The 15560-nt window shown below is 69.3% G+C and carries 21 protein-coding genes; 7 read left to right on the top strand and 14 right to left on the bottom strand.

Annotation, left to right across the window (positions count from 1 at the left end; translation table 11 throughout):
- Nucleotides 1–274 precede the first annotated feature (274 nt).
- The 4 genes from ACIQMJ_RS32725 to ACIQMJ_RS32710 all read right to left on the bottom strand — a co-directional run bounded on the left by ACIQMJ_RS32725 (nt 275) and on the right by ACIQMJ_RS32710 (nt 2193).
- Nucleotides 275–529: a transcriptional regulator gene (locus ACIQMJ_RS32725; RefSeq protein ID WP_499764858.1), complete on the bottom strand. Its 255-nt coding sequence runs from the start codon at nt 527–529 to the stop codon at nt 275–277.
- Entirely contained in the window at nt 526–813 is a 288-nt protein-coding gene (locus tag ACIQMJ_RS32720; protein WP_499764857.1) for a hypothetical protein, read from the bottom strand. The genes ACIQMJ_RS32725 and ACIQMJ_RS32720 overlap by 4 nt, the downstream gene beginning before the upstream one ends.
- Nucleotides 814–842: 29 nt before the next feature.
- Nucleotides 843–1277 (bottom strand): hypothetical protein, encoded by a 435-nt coding sequence (locus ACIQMJ_RS32715; RefSeq protein ID WP_123745596.1) that lies wholly within the window; start codon nt 1275–1277, stop codon nt 843–845.
- Nucleotides 1278–1413: 136 nt separating this feature from the next.
- Nucleotides 1414–2193, bottom strand: coding sequence for a GntR family transcriptional regulator (locus ACIQMJ_RS32710; RefSeq protein ID WP_499765014.1), 780 nt, complete (start codon nt 2191–2193; stop codon nt 1414–1416).
- A gap of 72 nt (nt 2194–2265) precedes the next feature.
- Between ACIQMJ_RS32710 and ACIQMJ_RS32705 the strand changes: the two genes are divergently transcribed.
- Complete coding sequence (locus ACIQMJ_RS32705) at nt 2266–2691, top strand: NUDIX hydrolase (RefSeq protein ID WP_499764856.1); 426 nt, start codon at nt 2266–2268, stop codon at nt 2689–2691.
- Between the two features lie 370 nt (nt 2692–3061).
- Here the strand turns inward: ACIQMJ_RS32705 and ACIQMJ_RS32700 are convergent, their stop codons facing one another.
- Nucleotides 3062–3613 (bottom strand): hypothetical protein, encoded by a 552-nt coding sequence (locus ACIQMJ_RS32700; protein WP_499764855.1) that lies wholly within the window; start codon nt 3611–3613, stop codon nt 3062–3064.
- A 773-nt stretch (nt 3614–4386) separates the two neighbouring features.
- Here ACIQMJ_RS32700 and ACIQMJ_RS32695 point away from each other — a divergent pair.
- Nucleotides 4387–4617 carry an antitoxin gene (locus tag ACIQMJ_RS32695; RefSeq protein WP_499764854.1) on the top strand — a complete coding sequence of 77 codons (231 nt, stop codon included), beginning with the start codon at nt 4387–4389 and terminating at the stop codon, nt 4615–4617.
- Entirely contained in the window at nt 4614–5030 is a 417-nt protein-coding gene (locus ACIQMJ_RS32690; protein WP_499764853.1) for a TA system VapC family ribonuclease toxin, read from the top strand. The genes ACIQMJ_RS32695 and ACIQMJ_RS32690 overlap by 4 nt, the downstream gene beginning before the upstream one ends.
- A 43-nt stretch (nt 5031–5073) precedes the next feature.
- Here the strand turns inward: ACIQMJ_RS32690 and ACIQMJ_RS32685 are convergent, their stop codons facing one another.
- Together ACIQMJ_RS32685 and ACIQMJ_RS32680 are read right to left on the bottom strand one after the other, a co-directional pair.
- Nucleotides 5074–5463 (bottom strand): YkvA family protein, encoded by a 390-nt coding sequence (locus tag ACIQMJ_RS32685; RefSeq protein ID WP_499764852.1) that lies wholly within the window; start codon nt 5461–5463, stop codon nt 5074–5076.
- The gene (locus ACIQMJ_RS32680; RefSeq protein WP_499764851.1) at nt 5464–6117 is read right to left on the bottom strand and encodes a hypothetical protein; all 654 of its coding nucleotides are present in this window, start codon (nt 6115–6117) and stop codon (nt 5464–5466) included.
- Between the two features lie 189 nt (nt 6118–6306).
- Here ACIQMJ_RS32680 and ACIQMJ_RS32675 point away from each other — a divergent pair, with 189 nt between their 5' ends.
- Nucleotides 6307–6522: a hypothetical protein gene (locus tag ACIQMJ_RS32675; RefSeq protein ID WP_141978961.1), complete on the top strand. Its 216-nt coding sequence runs from the start codon at nt 6307–6309 to the stop codon at nt 6520–6522.
- Between the two features lie 57 nt (nt 6523–6579).
- On the opposite strand, the gene ACIQMJ_RS32670 is transcribed toward ACIQMJ_RS32675, so the two are convergent.
- From ACIQMJ_RS32670 to ACIQMJ_RS32645, 6 genes are all read right to left on the bottom strand, one after another.
- A complete protein-coding gene (locus ACIQMJ_RS32670; RefSeq protein WP_499764850.1) occupies nt 6580–7509 on the bottom strand; it encodes an NADP-dependent oxidoreductase in 930 nt (309 codons plus the stop codon).
- Nucleotides 7510–7521: 12 nt separating this feature from the next.
- Nucleotides 7522–10464 carry a bifunctional [glutamine synthetase] adenylyltransferase/[glutamine synthetase]-adenylyl-L-tyrosine phosphorylase gene (locus ACIQMJ_RS32665; protein WP_499764849.1) on the bottom strand — a complete coding sequence of 981 codons (2943 nt, stop codon included), beginning with the start codon at nt 10462–10464 and terminating at the stop codon, nt 7522–7524.
- Between the two features lie 31 nt (nt 10465–10495).
- Complete coding sequence (locus ACIQMJ_RS32660) at nt 10496–10720, bottom strand: hypothetical protein (protein ID WP_499764848.1); 225 nt, start codon at nt 10718–10720, stop codon at nt 10496–10498.
- Nucleotides 10717–11850, bottom strand: coding sequence for an inorganic phosphate transporter (locus tag ACIQMJ_RS32655; protein WP_499764847.1), 1134 nt, complete (start codon nt 11848–11850; stop codon nt 10717–10719). Before ACIQMJ_RS32655 ends, ACIQMJ_RS32660 begins: the two co-directional genes overlap by 4 nt.
- A gap of 126 nt (nt 11851–11976) precedes the next feature.
- Entirely contained in the window at nt 11977–12714 is a 738-nt protein-coding gene (locus tag ACIQMJ_RS32650; protein WP_499764846.1) for a type 1 glutamine amidotransferase, read from the bottom strand.
- 14 nt (nt 12715–12728) lie between these two features.
- Nucleotides 12729–13196, bottom strand: a complete 468-nt coding sequence (locus tag ACIQMJ_RS32645) for a rhodanese-like domain-containing protein (protein ID WP_499764845.1) — start codon at nt 13194–13196, stop codon at nt 12729–12731.
- A 79-nt stretch (nt 13197–13275) separates the two neighbouring features.
- Between ACIQMJ_RS32645 and ACIQMJ_RS32640 the strand changes: the two genes are divergently transcribed.
- From ACIQMJ_RS32640 to ACIQMJ_RS32630, 3 genes are read left to right on the top strand one after another with little or no spacing between them, the layout of a single operon-like run.
- Nucleotides 13276–13740: an Lrp/AsnC family transcriptional regulator gene (locus ACIQMJ_RS32640; protein ID WP_499764844.1), complete on the top strand. Its 465-nt coding sequence runs from the start codon at nt 13276–13278 to the stop codon at nt 13738–13740.
- 31 nt (nt 13741–13771) lie between these two features.
- Nucleotides 13772–14374, top strand: a complete 603-nt coding sequence (locus ACIQMJ_RS32635; protein ID WP_499764843.1) for a hypothetical protein — start codon at nt 13772–13774, stop codon at nt 14372–14374.
- A complete protein-coding gene (locus ACIQMJ_RS32630; RefSeq protein ID WP_141978970.1) occupies nt 14371–14577 on the top strand; it encodes a helix-turn-helix domain-containing protein in 207 nt (68 codons plus the stop codon). The genes ACIQMJ_RS32635 and ACIQMJ_RS32630 overlap by 4 nt, the downstream gene beginning before the upstream one ends.
- Here the strand turns inward: ACIQMJ_RS32630 and ACIQMJ_RS32625 are convergent.
- The gene (locus ACIQMJ_RS32625) at nt 14558–15412 is read right to left on the bottom strand and encodes a GNAT family N-acetyltransferase (protein WP_499764842.1); all 855 of its coding nucleotides are present in this window, start codon (nt 15410–15412) and stop codon (nt 14558–14560) included. The two genes, ACIQMJ_RS32630 and ACIQMJ_RS32625, sit on opposite strands and share 20 nt — an antisense overlap.
- Nucleotides 15413–15560: the final 148 nt, after the last annotated feature.

Below are 15560 nucleotides of genomic sequence, written 5' to 3'. Positions count from 1 at the left end.
GCCGCGAACACACCGATCCGCTTGCAACGCTGGCACTTGGAACCGTTGGACAGCTTCCACCTTGACGGGGCGACGGCCCGATTTGACGCACGTCCCCCGCGACGAGATACCCTTGACATGACTGGAATCCCTTGTGTGTCAACAAAAGTGCATGGCGAAGCCAGTCAGGTGAGTCGCGGGGAGACGGCCGGAGCCCGCCAAGACTTGGACTGCCTCCCCGCGACCACACCGACCAGCCGCGATCTGTTCAGTTGTCACGCACCCGCAGGCACGGTCACCCCTCGCTGGCGTCGACCTCGAACAGGTCCTCGAACGCCATCGGCGCAAGAGCCTTCAACGCACCAGCGATGAACCCCGGCCCCGGCATCAGCTCGCCGGTCCGCACGCGCTTCACCGTCGACCGGTTGAGCCCCATGGCCTTGGCCAACGCGTACTCCGACCGGAACCCCGCCAACGCCATGGCCCGCCCGAACGAGTTCGCTCGAAGGAAGACCGTGTACTTGGGCTTGGCACCGGTGGCAGCGGTCATCGCGGTCGACTCCCCGGCCCGGACTCCCCGAAGAACGTGGCGTCCGACAACACCGTGCCGCTTCCCGGCATCAACAGGTGGTTCGGTGACGGGTCGAGCACTCCCACGAGGAAATGCGCGCACCGGGCCAACTCGGTCAGGAAGGTCGCCAACCTCTGCCGCCCGTCCTCGTCCTCCGGCAGGCCCAGCACGACCTCACCGGGGTCCATCATCAGCCGCAGCCCGTACCAGTCCGTACCCGGCTTGGTGACCACCTGCGGCGCGGCGTTCAGACCAGGCGTCATCAATCCTTCGATCTCCACGACGCCCCCTCTCAGGCCGCAACCGGCGGAGCGCCCGCCGACGAGTCCGACTTGCCGTTGCCCCGACGCCCCTTCGCCGCTGCCTCCTGCGGCGACACCATCTCCTCAGCCCAGATCGTGTAGTTCACCCAGCCGTCCCGCACGTACGGCGACACCTTCAGCCCGGTGAACACCGCTGGACGGAACGGCGTACCGGGCAGCACCTCCGGCGGCACCGGCTGGTACTCCGACGCGATCTTGACCACCGCACCGGTGTTCTTCCCGCGCGCCGACGGGTCCGTGCCCTGCACCGTCCACACCGGCAGGCCCGTCACCTTGTCGTTGGCCGGACGCGGTGCCTTACCCTCGTTGAACTCCTGCGCCCGCTCCACCTTCAGCACGAAGAACCCTTGCGGGAACAGCTCGTCGAAGGTGATCGGGAACCTGTGACCAGCAGGAATAGCCATCGTTAGACCTTTCTCGATCTTCCGTGCTCCTCAACCGGAGCAGATCAGCTCACCTAGTCCTCTAGACAAGTTCACCGTACCTAGTCGTCTAGAGGAGTTCAACTAGTCCGCCCTTCTCTTCGCTTTCGCAACCGAACTACTTGGCCGGGACGTCGTACTCCAGCACGAACGACGTGGCCACCTTGACCGTGTCACAGACCTCCACCGCGCGGCCCTTGGTGTCGAACGCCGTGCGGACCAACGTCAACACCGGCGACCCCGACCCGATCTCCAACGCCTTGCGCTCATCCGGCGAAGGCATCCGCGCCGACACCTCCTCGGTGAACCGCGCCAGTTCGTGCCCCGCCTCCTCGATCCGCGCGTAGATCCCACCAGGCCCCGTGTTGACCTCCGCGATGGCCGTCCCCTTGGCGATCGACTCAGGGATGTACGACGTCGCCACCTCCACCGGCCGCCCATCAGCCAGGTACCGCCGTGACCGCACGATGACCCGTTCCCGCGGCTTCAACCCCAACCGCTCCGCCACCTCAGCCGACGCAGCCTCGTTGGTCACCCTGATCTGGTCGACCCTCGGCACGTGCCCAGCCGCCTCAGCCTCAGCTAGGAAGGCCGACTTCCCCTCCTGCCGATGCCGCCGCGCGAACCGGTCCGACGCCAACCGACGCACCGGCGGAGCCGACCGCACGAACACACCCTTACCGTGCTGCGCCACCACCAGGCCCTCGGTTCGCAGCTCCTTGATGGCCTCACGAACCGTCATCCGAGCCACGCCGTAGTGCTCGATCATCACCGCCTCGGACGGCAACTGCTCTCCAGCCGCCAGGCGACCGCGCTCGATGTGCTGACGCAGGATGTCTGCAATCTGCCGATACGGCGGACGATCGCTTGCCCTGTCTATAGTTCCTAGATCGAGCATGGTCACCTACTCCTACAGACGACTAGACGTGTTCATGCTCCCACAGGTCCACCCAGCGACGAAAGTGGGAGAATGGCCGACACGCCGCGTCATTCGGTCAGCGTGGCCGGAATCGTGGTCAACGATTCGGGTCAGGTACTCGTCATCCGCCGTAGGGACAACGGCCACTGGGAGCCACCCGGCGGAGTCTTGGAGGTGGCCGAAACCTTCGAGGAAGGCGTCCGGCGCGAGGTGCTGGAGGAGACCGGCATCTCGGTGCAGGTCCAGCGCCTGACCGGCGTGTACAAGAACATGCAGCGCGGCATCGTCGCCCTGGTCTACCGCTGCACAGCCCTGGACGAGCCTGTCCACGCCACCGCCGAGGCAACTGAAGTCCGCTGGATGACACTGGACGAAGTCCGCGAAGCAATGTCACCGGCATACGCAGTGCGAGTAACCGACGCATTCGAGCCCGAGCTGCACACCCGCGCTCACGACGGCGTGAACCTTCTGCCGTAGCACTGCTGAATTCTGCTGTATGGGATCAAGGCGCGCCGCCTGCGGCAACGCGCGGTCAGTCCCGACTCACGTCTGCACCGACTCCCCGCATCGCGGCACGCCGGGCTCCCGCTCCGCTCCGCCCGTCGGCCGCGCGCGGAGTCGGTGCACGTGGCCGGGAAGGCGGCGCGCCACGCAGACCCGAGCTGCCACCAAGCCACTTCCAGCCACCAGAGTCGGGACGATCGCGCGGTCACACGACTGCCAGCGCTGGGCACGGCGATCGACTGCCGCGACGGCTCCGCCGTCTTGCCAACGACTAATCGCACAGCGGCACCGAGAGGACATTGTCAGTCCTCACCGATATCTTCATCTACACACTCGGCGACATCTACCTTTTTCTCTTCCTAAGCACTTGAACCTCCCAGCCTCCGCTGCCGTCGCCCGCCTTCTTCCACGTCTTCCCCATGACCAGCCGAAACCCTAGACGCTCGATCGCCTGCGTCACCTCCTCATGGAACGGCTCCGTGACGCCACCACCAAGCACAGTGGGACCAATTTCGTTAGTACACTCATCACCAGCGAAAACCGCCACCCTTACAGTGGGAAAACCGCGAGACCCACTACGATTGAACTCCGCATAATATTTCCAGTGCGATTTCACGATAGACGCGCTGCCCCTGGAGTCTTGAATTTTATCCATAATCTCTTCTGAAGCGCCGACAAGTGACGCATATTTTGCCCCGAGTCGTTTGCCGACTGCGGCGACTACCGTTTCCATTCCGACTCTCCCGTAACGCAACCACCAACCCGGGTCCGTTAGACCTTTTAGCACCAGTAATACCTGCCTGGGCACCAACCCATCCTCGAATCTCTCCTTCAAGAAACGTGATCGAATTTGCTCCGCTTCATGGTCACCGAGCGCGGGAAGGTCGTAGTCCACATATCCCCCGTGAGTTTATGCGCAACTCGTTCGAGAACTCGCCCGATCATACAACGCTTAGCGCGCACTACAAGAGGGACTGATCTTCAAAGGTTCTCCAGCTTGCCTGCCAGCTCCTTGCATCTAGACGAACCGAATCGTGAATACATATGCACCCTTTGCGCCAAGGAGGTCGAGCCGATCGGGGTGGACGCCCCAACCTCACGCCTCATCGCTCCGCACGACGTGGTCATGCATCGTACGTCGCACCCGTGCGATTACCGTACGATTAGCCCAGGTCAATGAGGGTCAACAGCAGTCAACTGAGACCTCAACAAGAGCTGGCTGGCGGCGGTGAGCTGGGGCTGACGCCGCACTTCCAAGCTGGTCATGTAATCAATCAAGGAGATAGCCATGATCAGGCCGTCTCCAGGCCGTCAGACGTGGATCAGCGTTGGTCAACGATGGTGAACGTCGAGACGAAACGAGCAGGTCAGGCATGGTTCGACAGGGCGAACCGCAGGTAGCCGCCGACCACTGACAGTCCTACGACGTGTGATCGGCGCGGGGCCGTGAGGTCCCGACCAGTGCCTCCACAGGCCGAAGGCCGGGTGACTGCCACAGTCACCCGGCCTTAAGCCTTTTGCCGACCGAGGTCTGGCACAGGCAGAACTGCTTCCATCAGACGCCCGTAAAGCCGCTGGATAGCGACGCCGAAGGACAGGCGTCTCCGGGCTGCCGCGAGAGGTGGATCGTGGCTCTGCATCATGATGCAGTGATGATATGATGAGCACATGCGAACGACGATCGACTTGCCGGACGACCTGCACCGTCAGGCCATGTCCATCGCGCGCGACACCTCGCGCACGCTCAGCGAGACCGTCGCCGAACTCATACGCCGCGGGCTCGGCGAAGGCAGAACCGCTGCGGGGAGTTCGCGCAGTCGGAAGACAGGTCTGCCAGTAGTGAGCCTCGGGAAGGTCATCACCACCGATGACGTCCGTTCGCTGGAGGACGATCAGTGACGACCTTGCTCGACGCGAACGTGCTCATCGCCCTTGTCGTCACGGACCACGTGCACCACGACCTCGCCGAGGACTGGTTCGCAGCTTCGGACGACAGCTTCGCCACGTGCCCCATCACCGAGGGCAGCCTGCTGCGCTTGTTGATCCGCGAAGGGCAGACCGCGGACAGCGCCCAAGCCGTTCTCAAGGCCGTGAAGGACGACGAACGCCATGAGTTCTGGCCCGACTCGGTCGCGTTCAGCGACGTGCCCATGCACGGGGTGCTCGGCCACCGGCAGGTGACCGACTCCTACCTCGCGCAGCTCGCCCGACACCACGGCGGCAGGCTCGTGACGTTCGACCAAGGTCTCGCGCAGCTCCACCGCGACATCGCGGACCTGCTGCCGACAGTTCCCGTTCAGCCGTCACGCTGACACCGCGTACCGACACCACGCCGCACGGGTCTCGGGTGGTCGGTCAGGTCCTGGTCAGGCGGCGCACGACGGCCAGACCCTCGGGGGTACCCGGCCAGTGGGAGGCGACCACGTCGGGGCCCGCGGAGCGGATGACGGAGCGCAGGACCCAGCTGATCACGATCACGTCGTCCGCGTAGCCGAGCACCGGGATGAAGTCCGGTACCAGGTCGAACGGCAGGGCCAGGTAGGCCAGGAGCAGCCACAGCAGGACGCGGGCGCGGCGGGGGACGGTGCGGTCCCGGGCCAGGCGGGTGATCAGGCGCAGGACGTCCGGGAGCAGGCGGACGGCTTGGGACAGCGCCGAGCCGCGTGGCCGGAGGAGGAACAGGCACAGGACCAGCAGCAGCCACAGGCCCAGCAGGCCGATGGCCACGCCGATGAGGACGTCCACCTACCGGGGGATCGGGATGCCGGTCACGGTCACCTCGCCGCCGGTCGGGGCGAGCTGGCCGATGATCCCGGAGAACGTGAGCGAGAACGTGGTGCTGTCGGCGCCTGCCTCCGCGTCCAGCTCCAGGAACCCGTTGATGCTGGAGTTCTTCGCGATCGACGCGGGCCAGCGGCTGGTCGTCGTGGACGCGCCGTAGTCGCGCTGCGCGTCGTCCACCGCGGAGACGGACGCGACGGGGAGGTCCATCTTGGCCGTGCTGGCGTTGATCGCGGTGACGAAGACCTTCAGGCGGCCGCCCAGGTTCTCGACCTTGGTGACCTCCACGGTGAGCAGGCCGCGCGCCTGCTTCCACGATCCGGTGACGACCTTCGCGTCGACGCTCGGCGGGGCGTCGTCCGGCGAAGCCGAGGTCGACGCGGCACCGCCCACGGCGCCGTCCAGGCTGCCGACGGCGTCCTCAGTGGAGGACGTGGGGGCAGCGGTCGGGGCGGGGGTGGTCGAAGAGGTTTCGCGCAGGGTGAAGCTCAACGCGCCGACGCCGATCGTGCCGGCGGTGACCGCTTGGATCACGCCGAGCAGGACCAGCACTCCGAGCACGACCAAACTGATCTTGAGAGCGGCGCTGCTCTTCTTGCGGTGGTTCCCGTCGTCCATGACGTCCTTCGTCCGGGCGCACGCGTGCGAACGTGAATCTCCCCCAGGAGTGCCGATAGTCTCGACATAAGGAACACCAATAGTCAATGCGTGCGACCCCTGGTTCGACGGTGGGTAGCCCCCAATCGACACGCCGTCCCCACCAGGGCTGCCCGTCCCCCGACCGGGGTGGGCGGTTAGGGTCGCGCCGTGTCTGATGACGTCGCAACCCCCGCCCAGGTGCTGTCCACCAACATCTTCGACTCCGCCGCCGAGGCGATCGAGGCGATCGGCGCCGCCGACGTGCTCGGCCTCGGTGTCCGAGTGTCGAACCGCCTCGTCCAGGACGAGGAGTCCGACGACGCGCTCGTCGAGGAGTGGATCGTCGAACTGCTCACCTCGGTCCCGACCGCCGACGAGGAGTGAGGCAGCGAAGGGCTCCCGCGTCCGGCGATACCGGGATGGGGGCCCTTCACCACCTGCTCACACGGTCAGCACGACCTTGCCCCGCACGTGCCTGCCCTCCAGCAGCCGGTGCGCCTCCGCGGCCTGCTCCAGCGGGAACACCTGCTGCACCTCCACCTTCAACGCCCCCGAGCCGGCCTGCTCGGCCAGCCAGTCCAAGTCGGCCCGCACCGGCTTGGCGTAGGCGTACCGGCCGCCCAGCTCCAGCACGTTGGTGTCCACGATGGACACGATCCGGGCCGGGTCGCGCACCAGCGCGGGCGAGTCGTTGAGCGCCGCCCCGCCGACGCAGTCGAACGCCACGTCGACCTTCCCGTCACCGCCGACGAGCTCGGCCACGTTGTCCACGAGCGCGTCCCCGTAGGCCACCGGCTCCACACCCAGGCCGCGCAGGAACCCGTGGTTGCGCGGCGACGCCGTGCCGATCACCCGTGCCGCGCCCAGGATCCGCGCCACCTGCACGGCCAGGTGCCCGACACCACCGGCGGCGGCGTGCACGAGCACCGTGTCACCGGACGACACCCCGACCTTGCGCAACGCCTGCAACGCGGTGAGGCCGGTCAGCGCGAGGCCACCGGCCTCCTCGAACGACAGCGACGCCGGCTTGTGCGCCAGCCCGCGCTCGGTGGCCGCCACCAGCTGCGCGTACGTCCCGTGCTGCACGTGGTCCTTGCGCTGGTAGCCGAACACCTCGTCACCGACGGCGAACCCGTCCACGGCCGGTCCGACGGCCCGCACGACCCCGGCCACGTCCCAGCCCGGGACCAGCGGGAAGTGGCACGGCATCGAGCTCGCCACGTACCCCATGCGCACCAGCCGGTCGACCGGGTTCACCCCGGCGGCACGCACCTCGACCAGCACCTGGTCCAACGCGATCGGCGGGTCCGGCAGCTCCCGCACCACGAGGACGTCGGCATCTCCGAATTCGGTCTGCGCGATCGCTTCCACGGGCCCCAGTCTTCAGGACCCGTAGAAGATGCGCTCGATCACGGCCCGCGCGCGGCGCGTGGTGCGCCGGTAGGCGTCCAGGAACTCGCCTGGCTCGCCCGCGTGCCCCATCGCCGACGCCACGCCCGCCAGGTCGCGCCCGACCGTGGGCAGCTGGTCACCGGCCTTGCCCTTCACCAGCATGACGGCGTTGCGCGCCCGGGTCGCCACCTCCCACGCCTCCATCAGCGCCGCCGCGTCGTCCGCCGACACCAGCCCCGCCTCGGTCGCGGCGCGCAGCCCGCGCACGGTCGACGGCGTGCGCAGGCCGGGCACCTCGAACGCGTGCTGGAGTTGCAGCAGCTGCACGGTCCACTCGACGTCGGCGAGCCCGCCGCGGCCCAGCTTCGTGTGGGTGGACGGGTCGGCGCCGCGCGGCAGCCGTTCGGCCTCGACCCGGGCCTTGATCCGCCGGATCTCGCGCACGGCCCCCGCGTCCAACCCCTTCGCCGGGTACCGCACCGGGTCGATCATCTCGATGAACCGCGCGCCGAGGTCCGCGTCGCCGCCGATGACGCGGGCCCGCAGCAACGCCTGCGCCTCCCACAGCTCGGCCCACTGCGCGTAGTAGGCCCGGTAGGAGTCGAGCGTGCGCACCAGGGGCCCCTGCCTGCCCTCCGGCCGCAGGTCGGTGTCCACCTGCAACGGCGGGTCCTGGCTGGGCGCGCTGAGCAGCCGCCGCACCTGCTCCACCACCGACGACGCGTAGCGGGCGGCGTCCGGATCGCTCACGCCGGGCGCGGGCTCGCACACGAACATCACGTCGGCGTCCGAGCCGTACCCCAGCTCACGCCCGCCGAGCCGGCCCATGCCGATGACCGCGATCGACGCCGCCGGCTCGCCCGCCGACCGCACCACCGCGTCCAGCGCCGCCTGCAACACCGCCACCCACACCTCGGACAGCGACACGCACACCGTGCGCAACGGCGCCAGCCCGAGCAGGTCGGCCGACGCGACCCGCAGCAGCTCCTGGCGGCGCAACGACCGGGCGGCGGTGACCGCGCGGTCCAGGTCCCGGTAGCGGGACACGGCGCTGCGCAGCGGGTTGCCGATGGTCATCGGGTCGCGGCCGACCAGCGCGTCGGTGTCGGCCAGCAGCGGCAGCACCTCCGGCGCGCGCACCAGCAGGTCCGGCACCAGCCTCGACGTGCCCAGCAGGGCCGCAAGCCGGTCGACCACCGTGCCCTCGTCCCGCAGCAGCCGCAGGTACCAGGGCGTCTCGGCCAGCGCCTCGGACACCTTCCGGTACGCCAGCAGCCCGCCATCCGGGTCCGGCGTGGTCGCGAACAGGTCCAGCAGCACCGGCAGCAACGCCGTCTGGATCCGGGCCCGCCGGGAAACACCCCTGGTCAACGCCTCGATGTGCTTCAACGCGCCGTCAGGGGCGGCGTAGCCCAACGCGGCCAGCCGCGCCGCCGCCTGGGACGTGGTCAGCCGCAACGCCTCGGTCGGCACGTTCGCGACGGCCTGGAGCAGCGGCCGGTAGAACAGCTTCTCGTGCAGCCGGCGCACCTGGTTGGCGCGCTTGCGGAACTCGGCGAGCAGCACCTGCCCCTCCGACAGCCCGCCCTCGGCCTGCACCCCGGACGCGCGCGCCAGCCACCGCAGCGCGGCCACGTCGTCGTCGGCGGGGAACAGGTGGGTGCGCAGCATCCGCTGCAACTGCAACCGGTGCTCCAACGTGCGCAGGAACCGGTAGGCGCGGCCGAAGTCGGCGGCGTCCGCGCGGCCGATGTACCCGCCGCGCCCCAGCGCCGCCAGCGCCTGCGTGGTCGTGGTGATCCGCAGCTCCTCGTCACCACGTCCGTGCACGAGTTGCAGCAGCTGCACGGCGAACTCGACGTCGCGCAGCCCGCCGCGGCCCAGCTTCAGCTCCCGGTCGGCCAGCCCCGCGGGCACGTGGTCCTCGACGCGGCGGCGCATGGCCTGCACGTCGGGCACGAAGTTCTCCCGTTCGGCGGCCGTCCACACCAGGGGCCGCACCACGTCCATGTACCGGCGGCCCAGCTCCTCGTCACCGGCGACCGGCCGGGCCTTGAGCAGCGCCTGGAACTCCCACGTCCGCGCCCACCGCTGGTAGTAGGTGGCGTGGCCGTCCAGCGTGCGCACCAGCGCGCCCGCCTTGCCCTCCGGCCGCAGCGCCGCGTCCACCTCGAAGCACGCCTGCCCCGCGACCTGCATCACCGCGCCGGCCAGCCGGGTCGCCACGGCCAGGTCCCCCTCGCCGACGAACACCACGTCCACGTCGCTGACGTAGTTCAGCTCCCGCGCCCCGCACTTGCCCATCGCGATCACCGCGAGCCGGCACTCGTCCGACCTCGGCACCTGCCGCGCGGCGACGTCCAGCGCGGCCCGCAACGCGGCCACCGCGAGGTCCGACAGCAGGCTGGCCACGTCGTCGTAGTTGACGTAGAGCTGCTCCGGCTCGACCACGTGCGCCAGGTCGGCGGCGGCGATCCGGCACAGCAGCGCCCGGTACTCCAGCCGCAACGCCTTCACGGCGTCCGCGCCGGTCAGCCCCTCGACCGCACCGACCAGGGCGGGCGCGAACGACCCGGCGTCCACCGGTTCGTCGTCCACCAGTCCGCGCCAGCGGTCCGGGTTCGCGACCAGGAAGTCCGACAGCGCGGTGGACGAGCCGAGCACCGCCAGCAGCCGGCCGCGCAACGCCTCGCTGTCCCGCAACGCCTGGTCCAGCTCGGGCCAGCCGTCGCCGAGCGCCTCCCGCAGCCGGTCGACCCCGCGCAGCGCCAGGTCCGGGTCCGGGCTGCGGGACAACGCCACCAGGATCGGCTCGTTGCCCTCGCTCGGCCGCCGGCCCTCCCACCAGCCGGCCGCGTGCAGGTGCTCACCGCTGCGCGCCTCGGTCAGGCCGAACCGCGCGGGGGACGTGGGGAGACGGGCTGGATCGGTCATCGACGAACACCGTAGCCCGCCGGGGGTGTGATCAGCCGGCCACGATCAAGTAGATGCCGAACAACACCACGGTCACGCACGCCAGCAGGCACACCCCCGCGGCGATCGTCGGCAGCGCCGTCGACGCCTGGCGCTCCTGCGCCGCCTCCCGCGCCGACAGCGCCCGCAGGCCGCCCGAGAACAGCAGGACCAGCCCCAGCACCACCGCGAGGCTCACCCCGAACACGGCGGCCAACGCCGCCCAGTCGATCTTCACGCCGCCACCTTGTGCGTCTCGGCCTGCGCCGCGATCTCGTCCACCACGTGCTCGGGCCGCACCGGCTCACGGCGCGACAGCAGCCAGATCACCAGCGACACGCCCACCCCGACCACCGCCACGGCCACCACGCCCCACGTGCCCAGGGAGGCGACCTTGCCCGCGAGCGCGCCGACCAGACCCGCCGCCGGCAGCGTCAACCCCCACGCCGCGGCCATCCGACCGGCCACGCCCCACCGCACGCCGTCGCGCTGGCGGCCCAGGCCGGAGCCCATGATGCCGCCGGACGCGACGTGGGTCGTGGACAGCGCGAACCCCAGGTGCGAGGACGCCATGATCACGGTCGCCGCGCTGGTCTGGGCGGCGAAGCCCTGCGGCGCCTCGATCGTGGTCAGGCCCTTGCCCAGGGTGTGCGTGATGCGCCACCCGCCCAGGTACGTGCCCAGCGCGATGGCGATGGCCGCGCTCAGGATCACCCACAGCGGCGGCTCGGAGCCGGGCGCGAGCGTGCCCGCGGTGATCAGCGTGAGCGTGATGATGCCCATCGTCTTCTGGGCGTCGTTCGTGCCGTGCGCCAGCGACATGAGCGCGGCGGACGCGATCTGGCCCGCCTTGAACCCCTTGTCGGTCACCGACTTGCGGGCCCGCTTGGTCAGCCGGTAGGTCAGGTAGGTGGCCAGCATCGCCACGATGCCCGCCACCAGCGGCGCGGCGATCGCGGGCGCCACGACCTTGTCCACGACCTTCGCGAAGTGCACCGCGTCCGCGCCCGAGGCGATCCAGGTCGCCCCGATCAGGCCGCCGAACAGGGCGTGCGACGAGCTCGACGGCAGCCCGACGTACCAGGTCACCAGGTTCCACATGATCGCGCCGATCAGCCCGCCGAACACGATCGCGGGCGTGATTCTGGCGTCGTCGACGATCCCGCCGGAGATGGTCTTGGCCACCTCGACCGACAGCAACGCTCCCACCAGGTTCAACACCGCGGAGAACGCGACGGCCGTGCGGGGCCGCAGCGCGCCGGTGGCGATGGAGGTCGCCATCGAGTTCGCGGTGTCGTGGAAGCCGTTGGTGAAGTCGAAGACCAGAGCTGTGATGACCACGATGATGACGAGGAGCGAGGCATCCACGCTGATTCCTCCAACTGAATCGACACAGTCGAAGGTAAACGCTACCCGTCTGGCCGATGAACACTCACAACGACAAGGTGAACGCTACCTGTCCGAACGATGAACGCTCACATCGGTGGAGCTTCATCACACCAGCGGCAGGCTCCGGTGGATCGTCAGCTCACCGGCCGCCAGGCGCACGAATCGTTCGGCAAACGGTTGCCACACCTCCCGGATGTCCTCGTGCCCCTCGGCCAGCCGGACCGGGTCGAGCACCCCCGGACGCACACCTTCCACCGCCTCGGGGTACCCCGCCGCCCACCTCAGAACCACTTCGGGCGTGGTCTCGATGTGGAACTGCAGGCCGTAGGCGCGATCACCCACGCGGAACGCCTGGTTGGCGCACTTCGGGGACGACGCGAGCAGCACCGCGGTGGGCGGCAGGAAGCCGACCTCGTCCTCGTGGAACTGCAGCACGTCCGGCGTCCACGGCAGGTCGTTGAACAACGGGTCGCCGCTCGACACGTCCCGCTTGGCCACCAGCTGCACGCCGATCTCGGGCCCCTGCGGGCTGCGCCGCACCTGCCCGCCGGTCGCCACGGCCAGCAGTTGCGCGCCGAGGCAGACGGCGAGCAGCGGCACGTTCTTCGCCACGGCGTGCGACAGCAGCTTGCGCACGTCGGCGAGCCACGGGTGCACGGCGTCGTCCAGCGCACCCATGGCACCGCCCAGGCACACCACGCCCTGGTAGCCGTCGAGCGTGTCGGGAACGGGGTCTTCGTAGGGCTTCACCACGTCCAGCACCGCCCCGGCGGCGGTCAGCCACTCACCGAGGCGGGCGGGCGGGTCGTCGGCGTCGGGTTGCACCACGAGCAAGCGCGTCACCCGTCCGAGGGTAGTCAGCAGTCGCAGGAGATCCCGTGCGGGCTCACGTGCACCACGGCGTCACCCGTCGCCGTGGCGCCTTCCACCGTGTCGCCTTCCACGGGGTAGCCCGAGGCGTGCCAGGTCGTGATGCCACCGGCCAGCCGCTTCACCTTGAACCCCAGCCGCGACAGCTTGAGCGCGCCCTTGGTGGCCGCGTTGCACTCGAAGCTCTCGCAGTAGCAGACGTAGACGAGGTCCCGGTCCCAGTCGGCGGTGGTGGTCTCGTCGACGTCCCAGTGCGGGAGGTTGATCGCGCCGGGGATGCGCAGGCGGGCGAACGCCTCGGGGCTGCGGGTCTCGACGAGCCGGAACCCCTCGGTCGTGCCCGCCGCCAGGTCGCGGACCACGTCGTCCGGGTCAGCCTCGAAGGCGAGCTCCGCGGCGAAGAACGCGGCGGCGGCAGCGGGGTCGGCGGCGGGGAAGCGGAGCGTGTTGGTCATGGGTAAATCGTCGCTGACCAGCGTGTTCTTCCCCATGGAGAACTCCAGGCGTGCACCGCGATCCGCTTACGATTCCACGGTGGAACTGGACGATCTGGATTGGAAGTTGTTGGAGCTGCTCCAGCGCGACGGCCGCATGACGTTCACCGAGCTGGCCAAGCGCGTCTCCCTCTCCGCGCCCGCGACGACCGAGCGCGTGCGGCGGCTGGAGCAGGCCGGGATCGTCACCGGCTACGTCGCGGTGGTCGACACGCACCGGCTCGGGTTGCCGATCGAGGCCATCGTGCGGGTGCGGGTGCGCAGCCTCGACACGCCGCGGTTCCGGGAGCGGGTGGTGACGCTGGCGCAGGTGCGCGACGCCGACCACGTGACCGGTGACGACTGCTGGCTGCTGCGCGTGGTGTGCCGGTCGATGGTCGAGCTGGAGGAGTTCGTGGAGCAGGCCCAGCGGTACGGCGACACGACCACGTCCCTCGTGTTCTCCTCCCACGCGCGCAACCGGCCCGTGACGCGGGACGTCCTCGGGGGTATCGTTTCTCGATAACATCGATAAACGATATGCGGGGGGGCATGTCATGTCCGAGGGGAACCTCTTACAACCGCTGGCCAACACGACGTCCATGGTCTTCATGGTGACCGGCGGTGCGCTCGTCGTCGGCACCGTGGCCCGCCTGTACGTGCTGATCACCCAGCCGGTGTGCTTCGTCGCGAGGAACTGGCCGTACGGCGCGGAGGAGCAGGGCCTCGCCCCGGGCACCACGCTCGACGGGGTGCGCGAGGTGTGGCTGTGCATCCAGGAACCCGCGCTCTGGCAGCGGTTGACCGGCTTCACCGCCGACGTGGTCGGCTGGTACTCCTACACCTTCACGCTGCTGGTCCTCGTGCTCCTGATCAAGCACGCAACCCACGAAGGCATCCACACCGTAGGCACGGCGGTCCGCGTGCGGCGGCTCGGCCACTGCCTGGTGTGGGCGGTCCTCGGGGCGACGTGGGTGGAGTCGATCGCGCGCACCACGTTGGTGCACGCCGCAGTCACCTACGACGCCGGCGCGCTCTCGTTCTTCGGGGAGTGGGACGTCCCGTGGTGGGCGGTGGTCACCGGAGCCGGGCTGCTGACGCTTGCGAAGATCATGCGCAGGAGCGCGGACATGCGCGCAGACCTGGAGGGGACCGTGTGAGCATCCAGGTGCACCTGGACCGGCTGCTGGCGGAGCGGGGCATGACGTTGACCGAGTTGGCGGACCGGGTCGGCGTGACCGTGGTCAACTTGTCGATCCTCAAGAACGGGCGGGCCAGGGCGATCCGGTTCAGCACGCTGACCGCTCTCTGCGACGCGTTGGACTGCCAGCCGGGCGACCTGCTCAGCCACCGGCGGGGGTGAACACGAAGTCCGCCGAGTCGACCACCGGGCGGAACCCGATCCGCTGGTAGATCGAGTTCGACGTCGGGTTCGCCAGGTCGGTGTAGAGGACGACGTGCTCCGCGCCCTGCTCGCGCGCCCACGACGCGCACGCCGCGGTGACGGCCGCGCCGTAGCCGTGCCTGCGGTGCTCGGGCGGGGTGTAGACGGGGCCGATGCGGGACATGCCGGACGCCGGCGCGCTCGCCCCGGCCCACGCCACCGGTGTGTCGCCGTGGTACCAGATCAGCTGACCGTTCCCGGCCGCCATGCTGATCTCCAGCATGAGCCGGGACCGCTCCAGGCTGTTCTCCTCGGCGTTCTGGACGTCCGCCTCGTCGGCGAAGTCGGTGCGCCAGCGGCTGAGCAGGCCGAGGTCGTCCAGCGTCGCCACGCGGGCCGCGCCGGGAACGTCCGGTGTGACGAGGTCGCCGAGCTGGTACAGGCGCAACGCCATGTGCTCGCGGGCACCGCAGCCGGTGCGGGCCGCCCAGGCGACGACGAACGCCTCCGCCGAGTCGCGCGGGCCGTTGACGCCGGGCAGTTCCACGTCACCGGCCAACGCGTCCGCGACGGCCTCCGCCCACCGCGGTGCCACACCGCTCACCGTCAGCGGCCACGGCGGTGTGCGCAGGGCCGCGGCCACCAGGACGCCGTCCTCGATGACGCTGACCATCAGGGCCGGCTCGTCCTCGGGTACCGCGTGGTTGAGCCTGCGGCTGATCGCCGCGATGGGGATCGTGTGGAACACCGGGTCGGCGTTGAAGAAGTCCCTGGTCAGCGCCCAGAACTCCGCCAGGTCGTCGTGTCTGTTCACCTCGGCCACGATCGGACCGTAACGCAAAAAGCCTTCAGGGGCACTCGAGTTCACGAGTGCCCCTGAAGGCGAAGTTATGTTCGGCGGCGTCCTACTCTCCCACACCCTCACGAGTGCAGTACCATCGGCGCTGGAAGGCTTAACTACC

Source organism: Actinosynnema sp. NPDC091369, from assembly GCF_044757065.1.
GTDB lineage: Bacteria > Actinomycetota > Actinomycetes > Mycobacteriales > Pseudonocardiaceae > Actinosynnema.
This window is presented reverse-complemented; position numbering and strand designations above follow the sequence as displayed.

What these genes read in the sequence shown, in the direction of transcription:
- ACIQMJ_RS32645 (WP_499764845.1), bottom strand. Translation starts at nt 13,196, where the DNA reads ATGACCAACACGCTCCGCTTCCCCGCCGCCGACCCCGCTGCCGCCGCC.
- ACIQMJ_RS32705 (WP_499764856.1), top strand. Translation starts at nt 2,266, where the DNA reads ATGGCCGACACGCCGCGTCATTCGGTCAGCGTGGCCGGAATCGTGGTC.
- ACIQMJ_RS32710 (WP_499765014.1), bottom strand. Translation starts at nt 2,193, where the DNA reads ATGCTCGATCTAGGAACTATAGACAGGGCAAGCGATCGTCCGCCGTAT.
- ACIQMJ_RS32665 (WP_499764849.1), bottom strand. Translation starts at nt 10,464, where the DNA reads ATGACCGATCCAGCCCGTCTCCCCACGTCCCCCGCGCGGTTCGGCCTG.
- ACIQMJ_RS32680 (WP_499764851.1), bottom strand. Translation starts at nt 6,117, where the DNA reads ATGGACGACGGGAACCACCGCAAGAAGAGCAGCGCCGCTCTCAAGATC.
- ACIQMJ_RS32725 (WP_499764858.1), bottom strand. Translation starts at nt 529, where the DNA reads ATGACCGCTGCCACCGGTGCCAAGCCCAAGTACACGGTCTTCCTTCGA.
- ACIQMJ_RS32635 (WP_499764843.1), top strand. Translation starts at nt 13,772, where the DNA reads ATGTCCGAGGGGAACCTCTTACAACCGCTGGCCAACACGACGTCCATG.
- ACIQMJ_RS32695 (WP_499764854.1), top strand. Translation starts at nt 4,387, where the DNA reads ATGCGAACGACGATCGACTTGCCGGACGACCTGCACCGTCAGGCCATG.
- ACIQMJ_RS32720 (WP_499764857.1), bottom strand. Translation starts at nt 813, where the DNA reads ATGACGCCTGGTCTGAACGCCGCGCCGCAGGTGGTCACCAAGCCGGGT.
- ACIQMJ_RS32715 (WP_123745596.1), bottom strand. Translation starts at nt 1,277, where the DNA reads ATGGCTATTCCTGCTGGTCACAGGTTCCCGATCACCTTCGACGAGCTG.